Source organism: Candidatus Zixiibacteriota bacterium (assembly GCA_020853795.1).
Lineage (GTDB): Bacteria > Zixibacteria > MSB-5A5 > CAIYYT01 > CAIYYT01 > JADJGC01.
In genome coordinates, this window is sequence record JADYYF010000155.1 from 1 (window position 1) to 10,359 (window position 10,359).

3 protein-coding genes are annotated in these 10,359 nt (G+C 59.6%); all 3 read right to left on the bottom strand.

Features of this window, described 5'->3' with window-relative positions:
- Window positions 1–205: 205 nt before the first annotated feature.
- The 3 genes from IT585_12110 to IT585_12120 all read right to left on the bottom strand — a co-directional run bounded on the left by IT585_12110 (window position 206) and on the right by IT585_12120 (window position 9,906).
- A complete protein-coding gene (locus IT585_12110) occupies window positions 206–4,771 on the bottom strand; it encodes a hypothetical protein (GenBank protein MCC6963989.1) in 4,566 nt (1,521 codons plus the stop codon).
- 83 nt (window positions 4,772–4,854) lie between these two features.
- Window positions 4,855–6,774 (bottom strand): putative Ig domain-containing protein, encoded by a 1,920-nt coding sequence (locus IT585_12115; GenBank protein MCC6963990.1) that lies wholly within the window; start codon window positions 6,772–6,774, stop codon window positions 4,855–4,857.
- A gap of 597 nt (window positions 6,775–7,371) precedes the next feature.
- On the bottom strand, window positions 7,372–9,906 hold the full coding sequence (locus IT585_12120; GenBank protein MCC6963991.1) for a hypothetical protein: 2,535 nt from the start codon (window positions 9,904–9,906) through the stop codon (window positions 7,372–7,374).
- Window positions 9,907–10,359: the final 453 nt, after the last annotated feature.

The following is a 10,359-nucleotide window of genomic DNA, read 5'->3' on the forward strand; positions in this document are numbered from 1 at the left end:
CCTTTCACGGCGGCGACACGGGTTCGACTCCCGTTGGGGACGCCATTTTTGTTACCGCGGATTTCCACCCGACCTCCGCCGCAATTCAAACAGTCGAAATTGGGGCAAAAGAGAGCCGGACCCGCTTCCCAGCAGATCCGGCCTCGCGCTGATCGAATGGAGAGATCAGGCTTCGTCGACTATGAAAGTCGATCGACTACGGTTGTCACTTGCAGGTGGTACACGGTTCGGACCCGCCCGCAAAAATGAAATTGATCATATACACACAATCGGAAATCGTCACCAGGTCGCTGCAGTCGGCATCGCCCGTCAACAGCGGCAACGGCGCCGATCCGCCGGCAAAAATATAGTTGATCAGGTAGACGGCATCCGAAATCGACCACGCACCGTTGGCATCCGGATCGCCGCATCGCTCGCAGTAGCGCCGGCCCAAACCGCCCTGGTAGTGCGCCGACAGCACCGCGAGATCCAGCGCCTCGCTGTAGACCGCCACTTCATCCAGCGCGCCCCGGAAACGCAAGAATCCCAGAACGCCGCTGCCCGTGTTTAAATAACCGAACGTCAGCGGATCCGGTGCGGTCAAATCAAAGCCGTTTGTCTGGGTCGCGGCCAGTTGGGTGTCAAGGTAAACCTCGATAACACCCGCCTTACGCCGCACCGCAATGTGATGCCACAGTCCGTCGTTAACCGCCGCCGCGCTGAGCACACTTTGGCCGTTGTTGCACCAGCGCAACTTGCCGATATCCGCAGGCGCCCCGTCGTGATTGACTCCAATCCACCACTGCGGTCCCCACCGACCAAGCATGGCTTCATTGGAGTCAATCGCGGGGGCACTATCACGCTTCATCCAAAATTCCATCGTAAATTCGTCCGTCCCGCGCCAATCGAACGAACCGTCCTGCGCTACCGTCAGGCCGACATTGTTACCGCCGAAGCGTTGCGCGCCGTCGACCACGCCGGCCACCGCCGTCGGACACGAACCCGCGCACCAGGCGGCAGTCCGGTTCAGAAAATCAGCGTAGCTCAGACCCGATGCTTCATTCAGCCGCCAGTAGTGCTGCAGCGAGCTCGGGCATTCCGTCAATCCGAGCGCGATCGACACGGCATACGACTGCGTATCCTCGCCGCCCGAATTGCTCGCCCGTACCACCACCGGATGGCTCCCCGTCGTCTGTGGCAACCACGAGATCATGCCGCTCACCGAATCGATGCTCATCCCGCTCGGCGCGGTATCAAGATAGAAGAGCGGCGCCGGGATGCCCGTGGCCTCGACGTTGTAGGTATACAGGGTGCCCGTCCGACCGTTGAAAATCGGCGTCGAGGTGATCTGCGGTCTCACCGGATCCACCGTGAGCACATAAAACTGCGTGTCGGCGCCAACCGCGTTGAAAGCCTGGACTGCCAGACCGTAGCTGCCCGGCGCGGCATGCGCCCAATGCACCAGCCCCGTCGTCGGATTGATCGTAATTCCCGGCGGCAACACATACGGCGACGGCGCGTACAGCCAGAAGCTCGGAGCCGGATCGGCACTGGCGTCGACATCATATTCGTACTCCTCCCCCCCGACAATCGTGGTAACCGGAGTGGAGGTGATCAGAGGCGCCAGTGCCGAAACCGTAATCGTGAAAGGCTGACTCGCCGAACCGACTGAATTCGTCGCCGTGACTTCGACCGGAAATTCCCCGAGCGCCGCCGGAATCCACGCGATCGCGCCGCTGAGCGAGTCGATCGTCATCCCCGCTGGCGCCGTCGTCAGTGAGAACACCGGCATTGGCGTGCCCGTGGCCGTAACCGTATAGCTATAATCGCGGTTGCCGAGCGCAGTCGTGAGCGGTGTCGATGTAATCTGCGGCGCCACGCCAACTTCGCAATATCCGAGCCCGCTTTGACCGAGATTGTAGTGGTTGAGAATCTCCGCCGGCGACAGCACGCCGCTGTACAGCGCCAGCTCATCCAGGATTCCACCCAATTTGTACTTGCCCGGATCGGGCCCGTTGAACCAGCCAATGCTCAACGGATCGCTCGCCGCCAAATTCCGGCCTGCCGAGGTCTGTGTCGCCTCGGGTTGACCGTCAACGTAAAGTCGCCACTGCCCGGCCGCGTTGTCGCGAACGAACGCCACCAAGTGCCACTCGCCGTCGGTGACCGACGTGCTGCTGTACATATCGACGCCGCCGAAATAGGCGCGCACCCTCGTCTGATTCGCACCTGCTTCGCACATCACGCCGATCCACCAGCCGCCGCCCGACCGGCCCACAACGACTTCGTTGTTGCCCTGTGCCAACCCGGCGCAGCCAATCGACTTCTTAATCCAAAATTCGACGGTGTAGCTCGAAGTCACCCCCCAGTCTAAACTGGCATCGTCCGCCACCATCACTTGATCTGTCAGGCGGTCGAATTCCTGCGCATTCCCGACCAGTCCAGCAACCTGGGTCGGGCAATTCGTGCAAGTCGCATCGATTGTTCCATAGCTGTCGCTGTACGGCGAGCCGGCCTCCTCCAACTGCCAGTAGTGGATCATGCTCGGCGAACATCCCTCCGTCAGCACCGTGAATACGGCATCATCACTGTCAAAGGCCGATCCCGGATCAGTCGCCGTGAACGTAATCGTCTCGCTGCCAGTCCAGGTCGGTGACGGCGTGAGGATCGTCGCAACCCGATTGCCATCGATGCTCACCGTCAAATCGGTATTCCCTGAATACGTCCAGGTCATCTGCGCATCCGTGTGGTCCGGATCGCTGACATAGTTGTCCAAAGTGATCGTAGTAAATGACTGTCCTTCACTAATCGTCTGATCGGGGATGTCGCTCACTACCGGCGCGTCGTTGACCGCCGTTACAGTGAACGTCGCCGCATCGGAGTCAAACAAACTTCCCAGGTCAGTCGCCGTGAACGTGATCGTCTCCGCTCCTGACCATTCGCTATTGGGCGTCGTGATCGTGGCAATGCGATTCCCGTCAATGCTCACCGTCAACGCGCTGTTGCCCGAGTATGTCCAGGTCATCTGCGCATCCGTGTGGTCCGGATCGCTGACATAATTATCCAAAGTGATTGTAGTAAATGACTGTCCTTCACTAATCGTCTGATCGGGGATGTCGCTCACCACCGGCGCATCATTCACCGCCGTGACCGTAAACGTCGCCGCATCGGAGTCAAACAAACTTCCCGGGTCAGTCGCCGTGAACGTGATCGTCTCCGCCCCTGACCACTCGCTGTTGGGCGTCGTGATCGTGGCAATGCGATTCCCGTCAATGCTCACCGTCAACGCGCTGTTGCCCGAGTATGTCCAGGTCATCTGCGCATCCGTGTTGTCCGGATCGCTGACATAATTATCCAAAGTGATCGTAGTAAATGACTGTCCTTCACTAATCGTCTGATCGGGGATATCGCTCACCACCGGCGCGTCGTTGACCGCCGTAACAGTGAACGTCGCCGCATCGGAGTCAAACAAGCTTCCCGGATCAGTCGCCGTGAACGTAATCGTCTCCGCTCCCGACCACTCGCTATTGGGCGTCGTAATCGTGGCAATGCGACTCCCGTCAATGCTCACCGTCAACGCGCTGTTCCCCGAGTATGTCCAGGTCATCTGCGCATCCGTGTGGTCCGGATCGCTGACATAGTCATCCAGCGAAATCGTCGTGAACGACTGTCCCTCGTTGATCGTCTGATCGGGGATGTCGCTCACTACCGGCGCGTCGTTGACCGCCGTTACGGTGAACGTCGCCGCATCCGAATCATACAAACTTCCCGGATCCGTCGCTTTGAACGTAATCGTCTCCGCTCCTGACCATTCGCTATTGGGCGTCGTAACTGTGGCAACCCGATTGCCGTCGATATTCACCGTCAAATCGGTATTCCCCGAATAGGTCCAGGTCATCTGCGCATCCGTGTGATCCGGATCGCTGACATAGTCATCCAGCGTAATCGTCGTGAACGACTGTCCCTCGTTGATCGTCTGATCGGGGATATCGCTCACCACTGGCGGCTGATTGCCGCTGCAATACGACTGACCGCTTCCCGAATTGTAGTGTGCCTGGATATCAGTCAAAGGCAGGACAGCGGTGTACAGCGCCAGCTCGTCCAGATTTCCGGCATACTGATATGCGGTCGAGTAGTAGCCCACTTGCAGCGGCCCACTGCCGTTGCGGTCCAGTCCGCCCGCGCTGATGCTCTTATCGAGGGCGCCATCGATATAGAGTCGGTACTGTCCCGCCGGCTGATCATACTGGTACACGATATGGTGCCAGACTTCATCATTGACATAGGCTGTACTGTAAAAGTCGGCACTCGCGCTCAGGTAGCAGCGCAGCTTGCCCACATTGCCGTTGGTCTGGCAGTTCAAGCCGATCCACCAGGCGTTGGCAGCCGTCGCGCGCCCAACAATCACCTGGTTGCAGTTGAAGCCGGCTTCGGTACAGACACATCCCGCCGACTTCATCCAGAATTCAATCGTGAAACTGGTCGTCGCCGACCAGTCGAACGTCCCGTCGTCGGGCACGTCGATGCGGTCGTTGGTGCCGTCAAAATCCTGCGCACCGTTAAGCTTGCCGGTGACGCCGGTCGGGCAGTTGGTACAGGTCGCGTTATTGGTCCCGTAGTAATCATCGTACGGCCCGCCCGAAGTCTCGTCCAGCTTCCAGTAGTGCGTCATGCCGGTCGGACAGCCGGAGGGCTGCGCCTGCAGCGGCATGGTCGCTGCCAGCATCACTACGATGACTCCGGCCAGACACCCGCTGCCGCGCATGCGCATCTTCCATTTAACAAAGTTCATTGATCTCTCCTCTCCATCAGCTCGCAATCGCAATCAAATCACCGGCCGGGAGGCACTCGTCGGCCTCCCGGCCTTCAAATTCCTTATGGGCAGTTGGCGCACGGCGCCGGACCGCCGCTGAAAATGAAATTGACCAGGTAGACCGCGTCGGAAATCGTGATGAACCCGTTGCAGTCGGCATCTCCCGCCAACAGCGGTGCCGGCGGTTCCCCACCTGCAAAAATGAAATTGATCAGGTAAACCACGTCGGAAATCGTGGTCGCGCCGCTGGCATCGGCGTCGCCGCACACATAGCAATAGCGGCCGCCAAAGCCATGGTTGTAATGGGTGCGGATTGTCTGCTCCGGCAGCGCCGCGTTGTAAAACGCCAGTTCGTCGATGGTGCCGCCATAGCGGTACCGGCCAACATCCGGGCCGTTGAAATACCCGATGGTCAGCGAATCGGCCCCCACCAGGTTATTGCCGGCCGTCGCCAGCGACGCTTCCGCAACGCTGTCGACATACAGCGTGTAGCTGCCGGCGCTCGCGTCGTGGACGAACACCACATGGTGCCAGCCGCCGTCATTCACCACTGTCGTTGAAAACAACTGCGTTCCCTGCAGATAGGCGCGAATTTTCTGGGTCGGCAGCGGGCTCTCGCAATTGACCCCGATCCACCAGCCCGCGCCCGAACGGCCGACGATCACCTCGTTGTCCGGTTGCGTTGTCCCGTCGCAGACGGCCGTCTCGTTCATCCAAAATTCGATCGTGAAGCTTTGCGTCGCGCCCCAGTCGAAACTGCCGTCGTCAAAGACGTTCAGGCCGTCGTCGACGCGGTCGAGCGCCTGTGCCCCGCCAACCTGACCCGCTACCGGCGTCGGGCAGTTGCCGCAGTGCGCGTCGTGCCCGCCTTGATAGTCGTCGTAGAGCGACGCGACTGTCTCGTCCAGCATCCAATAGTGCGTCAATTCCGGTGTGCAAACTCGCACCGGCGCCACGGCAATCGTGAAGGGCTGGGTGTCGCTCCCCTCGCTGTTGACGGCTTGCACTTCCACCGCGAAGTTGCCGGTGGTCGTCGGAAGCCAGCTGATCACCCCGCTGTTGGCATCAATCGTCATCCCGGACGGTGCGGTCAGGAGCGCAAACGTCGGGGCCGGCACACCCGCGGCATTCACATCATAGCTGTAGGCCTCCGCAACCGTCGCAGCCGTCACCGGTGTCGAAATGATCGTCGGCGCCGCGCTGACATCGCAATAACCGATGCCGCTGCTGCCGCCGGCAAAGTGACCGCTGATCTCGTCTTCACCCAGGACGGCGTTGTACAACGCCAATTCATCCAGAATGCCGTAGTACTGGTAGTTCGTGGAGTAATAGCCCACCTGCAACGGCCCGCTGCCGCTGCGATCCAGTCCAGCCGCGCTGATGCTGTTGTCCAGCACACCGTCGATATACAGCCGGTATTGCCCCGCCGGCTGGTCAAACTGGTAGACGATATGATGCCACTGGTCGTCGTCGACGTATGCTGTGCTGTAGAAGTCGGCACTGGCGCCCAGGTAGCAGCGCAACTTGCCGACATTGCCGTTGGTCTGGCAGTTCAAACCGATCCACCAGGCGTTGACCGCCGTCGCACGCCCAACGATGACTTGGTTGCAGTCGAAGCCGGCTTGAGTGCAAACACAACCCGCCGACTTCATCCAGAATTCAATCGTGAAACTGGCCGTTGCCGACCAGTCAAACGTCCCGTCGTCCGGCACGTCGATTCGGTCGTTGCTGCCGTCAAAATCCTGTGCGCCGCTTACCTCACCGGCGACACCGGCCGGGCAGTTGGTACAGGTCGCGTCGTTGGTCCCATAGTAATCGTCGTACGGCCCGCCCGCCGTCTCGTCCAGCTTCCAGTAGTGCGTCATGCCCGGCGGACAATTCGCCGGCTGCCCCAGCAGCGCTGTCGGCGCGGCCAAAACCCAGCCTACCGTCGCCAGCATCAGCAACAAGACAATTCGATTCATCGTAATCAATGATCGCATCGTTTCCTCCAGCAAAGGTTAGTGTGTGGCGGAGAGATGAAGATCGAGATGAGGATTATTGCCGGTCTAACGTGCCCGCGCCGCTGGCGCCGGGGCAGCTGATTTCAACCCGCAACTGGCCTGCCCGCCGCGTCTAAGAATCCGACAGCTTCTGGACCGTCGGTGCCCTGCAGTAATGATGTGGTGAAATTCTTTAACGAGCTTTCGCTCTTGTTGCCTCCTTTGATGTTAAAGGCCCCAAACCCATTTTATCAGAATGTGACGCAGTCTCGCTGAAACTCATACTGGCATTCCTTTCGCGTCCGCCGCCTCAATACGATCGGCGCTACGCGAAATGCATTTCAAATCTCCGGCGCTGCCACGGCAGTCGCGCACAATTGAAGCATTACGCCCACTGGGGCCGAACAACCGCAACCAGCGATTGTCGGACTATTGCTGTTTCAGCTTCGACAGGAATCCGCCCGAGAATTGAACGGACTGGTAAGGACCGCTGCAGTGATAATAATATAGACCCTGATATCAATTTGTCAATGCCAAACTCGTCGACGTTTCCCGTCGACACCGCACCACCGACCGAACTGTCGACGAATTAACGACTTACGGGCACGCGGCACACGGCCCGGCTCCGCCCGCAAAGATGTAGGTGATCAGGTACACCGCATCCGAAATCGTCACAAATCCGCTGCAGTCAACATCCGCCGCCGTCGACGAGAGCGGCGGCGCTCCACCAGCGAAGATGAAATTGATCAAGTACACCGCATCGGAAATCGTGACACTGCCGTTCGCATCAATGTCGCCGCAAGTGAAGCAGTATGTCGCGCCCATGCCGAGATTGTAGTGTTGCTCGATGACCAGCGCCGGCAAGGCGGCATCATAAATCGCAACCTCGTCCAGCACACCGCCGAAGCGATACTTCCCCGGGTCCGGTCCGTTGAACCAGCCCAAAGTCAGTACATCGGAGGCGGTCAGATTCAGCCCGCTGCCGGAAACATTGCGATTCAATACCCCGTCGATGTATAGCCGCCACGCTCCCGCCGTGTTGTCGCGCACAAAGACAATGTGATGCCACTCGCCGTCGGTCAGACTCATCGTGCTGTAGATGTCCGTCCCCTGAAAATAGCAGCGCAGTCGCCCGACATTCCCGCCCGCCTCGCACATGATCCCGATCCACCAGCCCGCGCCGGCCCGTCCAATGATCACCTCGTTGTTCGCCTGCGCCGTCCCGGCACAACCCGTGCTCTTGTTCATCCAAAATTCGAAAGTGTAGCTTTCCGCCGCACCCCAGCTTAACGAGCCGTCATTGTCCACACTGACCGCATCGTTGATGCGATCAAACTGCTTGGCCACATTAACGATTCCCGGCACCGCCTCCGGACAATTACTGCAGGTCGCCGCCGTGGAACCGATTTGATCAGTGTAGTTCGCGCCCGAACTCTCGTCCAACGTCCAGTAATGCAACAACTGCGGCGGACAGGAGGGTGAGTGCGTTACGGTGATCGCAAAACTCTGCGTATCGGCTCCGAAATAATTCGCCGCAATAACGCTGGTATTGAATGACCCCGCGCCGATCGGTGTCCAGGTGATCAAGCCGCTCACGCTGTCGATCGTCATCCCCCCCACCGCACTCTGCAACCGATAGCGCGGCGACGGATTGCCGCCGGCATTGACATCGTAGCTGTAGGCATCACCCACATGCCCCGTCGTAACCGGCAGTGTGTTGATCGTCGCTCCCGCCGGCGTACCGTCGCAACTCCCGAGCCCGCCCAGACCCGCACTGTAATGTGCCGCAATCTCCGCCGGTGTCAAGACGCTGTCGCAAACCGCGATTTCATCCAGCCGGCCTAAAAAATGTGATCCCGGTTCGAGGGCCAGGAATCCTAGCGTCACATCTGCTGTTGAAGCGAAACCTTGGCTGAATGCGGCGCTGCCGAAATCCGCTTGCACTCCATTGACGAAAAGCCTTGTCATCCCGCTGACGCCGTCGCGCGTTGCCGCGATCTGCTGCCACGCCCCTGCAGCCAACGCCGTCCCCGCTTCCAGATCCAGCGAGTTTCCGGAATCCTCCAGATGCAGCGCCGCCTTCCCGGCGGGGCTGATGCCGAGCGACCACGCGGTAAACGCGCCGTTGCCCTGCCGGCCAAGCAATCCCGCCGCCGCCGTGGCGTTGGGTCGGCACCACAGCTCGACCGAGAAGCTGCCGCTCGGAGCCCAGTCGAAACTTGCATCCGCCGCCACCGTCACTTGGTTGCCCGCTGCAAATTCCTGGGCGCCGCCGATGATTCCCGCACCGGGTGTCGGGCAAATACTGCAAGTCGCGTCGGCGCCGGCAACATCGTCGTCGTACAAAGCGCCGGCGGTTTCATCCAGACGCCAGTGGTGAATCGTGTGTGCCGGACAATTCCCCGCCCGCAGGAACGGCTGCAGATGCGAAAACCATTCCGCCGCCATCTTTGCATAGCCCTTCGAGTTGGGATGCAAATAATCGTACATGTCCCCGACCTGCGCTGAAGTGTCGATCTCGTAGATCAGCCCCGCCCCGTCCTCCATATCCACCGACACCAGCCGGTCCCCCTGATTGAGAACGCGCTGCGCCACCATCGTCTCGACGTTGTCATTGAACTGCGTCGTGGTCGAGCTGTACGGCACGCGCTGGATGATCCGCGCCACGAATACGGTGATTGTCAAGTCGTGATCGGCCTCGAAGCGGTCGACTTCGTTGAGAATATTGGCCACGTCACTGGGGCTGCTGTCCAGACCGTTGGTGCCGATATGCAGTAGAATTACGTCGGCGGGGTTCAGCGTCAGCCAGTTGTAAATATTCGCGGCAATCTGCGCATCGGTCCAGCCCGGGTGTCCTTCGTTGTCCGGATCAAACGCCGGTACGGCGTCCTGCCCGGCAACCAGGCTCCCGACAAAATCCACGTCGAATCCCTCCGCCTGCAACGCCAGCCACAGCGGCTGCCGGTAGCCCGTGCGTAAACCATCCGGTCGCGTGTCACCAAACGTGATATCCCAGGTAATCGAATCCCCCAACGGCATGATGCGCACCGCCTGTCGTTCCCGCGCGGGAACGAATTCAACCAGCGCCAACAATAATATCAACGTGCACATCAACGGAGAGGACTTGAACATGCTTGCTTCCTTCTGGTTGTCGCCAACCGGATCGGGTCGTGATCGATCGCAATAGAGCGGTCTGCCTCCCGGAAGTGGTATCGCGGTCAGACGCCGCCAATGGCGGGCGTCAGTTTTGAAGTAACTACGGTTGAACCGCGTCGACAAGAACTCCGACGCTGACTTTCAACCGATCGGGGCCAACTCTATCCACATCAATATAGTCAGCGCTTACGGAAAGTCAACCGCTGCTTGTGGCGGTCCCAGCCTATTGTTCCTATAAGCAGGATACCGGAGGTCATTGCTGATCTCCGGCATCGTAGTGCGCTCCCCTGGAAATGGTCAATAATCTACGGACAGGTGCTGCACGGCGCCGGGCCGCCGGCAAAAATGTAATTGATCAAAAAGACCGCATCCGAAATCGACAGCGCGTTGCTGCAATCGGCATCACCCGACAACAGCGGATCGGGCGCC